Genomic DNA, 1,632 nt, shown 5'->3' with positions numbered 1-1,632 from the left:
TGACCTCCGTTTGCTTTGAGGTGGCCTGCTCATCCATCTCTTGACCGATTTGTTGGTACAAGGATTGAGAGGACACCGGCATCAAGCCATCCACTTGCTCAGAGGCGGACGCAATGTCCACTTGACCAAGCGCGATGCGATGAAGGGTATGACGACGAATATCTGGCCAGCCTTGCGTCTGCAGGTAACGACTCCAGCCTAAATAGTCCTGCACTTTGATGAACTCGCGGTCCGCATCTTCGATGGCGATAAGCTCCAACACCAACAAACGGCCACTTTCACCCGTTTGACGGCAATGTTTGCAGCCTGCCGGGTGCTTTACGCGCACTTGATGATGCGCGTCGGGTAACAACGTTGATACTTGAGTCAACTTGGTTTGATAGGCGGCTTGCTCATCGTGATGGTCATAGACCGCTTTCGCTTCATCTAGGGTTAAGGCGCAGTGCGGACACAACTTTCGCACCAGCTTTTGGTGGGTAAAGAGCTGCATCAATCCTGGCGCCGAAACAATGGAAGACGGAATGCCGAGCTGCTCAATAAAAATAGCCGGCACCCCTAGCGCGCTGTTGGCGTGCAAGGTCGAGAGGGCTAAACCACCCGTTTCGCCTTTGCGCGTAAACTCTTTGGTGGTGTCATGACTTCGAAGCTCACCAAACGAGGTGATATCGATGTCTTGACGAAGCTGCTCTAAGGCATAGAAGGTGTAGTCCAGGTATTGCCCCGAGCCATCGACCAACTCACGCTTAGGTTCAACCAAGGTTTTCGTAATGCCCGCTTGCTCAAACTCAATCGGGTCTTCGAGCGTATGGCAGCAACGCGCCACGCGGTCAACGGTGTCAAACAAGGCGTACACTAACGAGGTTTTCCCTGAGCCCATGGGGCCGGTGAGCACAATAATGCCTGAGCGTCGCTGCATTTTACTTTCCAGCAAGTCACGCTGAGCAGGCAATAAGTCCATATTATCGAGCGTAAGAGGCTCCCCAAGAGGCGTCAAACAACGCAGCACCAATTTGATGCCGTGACTGAGCGGCATCATCGCGACGCGCCACTCCACCATAATAGTGACGCGGTGACTTTCTCCCTCCTCATCCAGCTTTGTGATAGAGCAAGGCAGTTCAAAGCGGTCATTGAGTGGCAGTCTGGGTGAATAGTTGGAGTTACCCAAACTGAAGATATACGCCGCCAAAGATTGCCCCACCGCGCGGTCAAGTCGCTCAGCGCTTTCCCCGCCGGCAAAGATTTTGAGCCTTTCACGGCGCCCATCTACGCGCAGCAAAATAGCCGTACTGTTGCGATGCACTTCAAGGTGAATATCAGAGGCTTTGACCTCCACCGCGGCTTGACATAGCTGCGTCAGTTTATCGCCATAGGCCGATTCCAACGCCGCTTGCGTCTCTTGATTAAGTAGCGTGCGCGCCATATCCAGTAAGGTTTGTACGCGCGTCTCATCGGTTAATTTCACCATAGGGGCGCGCGCAAAAAAGCGCCCGCCACTGAGCGATTCCGTCTCTTGCACGTAACGGCGAATATCGGCGTGTTTTGGGCTGTCATAACAGTCCACCCAAATCACCCCTTCTTCATCCACAATGGTGTGGCCATCTTCGATGCACAGCTCAAGTAAGGTTTGGTCGT

The 1,632-nt window shown here is 53.4% G+C and carries 1 protein-coding gene; it reads right to left on the bottom strand.

Features of this window, described 5'->3' with window-relative positions; all coding sequences use genetic code 11:
* On the bottom strand, positions 1–1,632 hold a 1,632-nt coding region (locus AB6D93_RS24155; RefSeq protein ID WP_372159247.1), incomplete at both ends, for a GspE/PulE family protein.

The organism is Vibrio sp. 10N.247.310.23 (assembly GCF_041467155.1).
In the GTDB taxonomy this organism is placed as follows: Bacteria; Pseudomonadota; Gammaproteobacteria; order Enterobacterales; family Vibrionaceae; genus Vibrio; species Vibrio crassostreae_C.
Note: the sequence above shows the minus strand (reverse complement) of the source record. Positions and strands in the feature narration are given on the sequence as shown.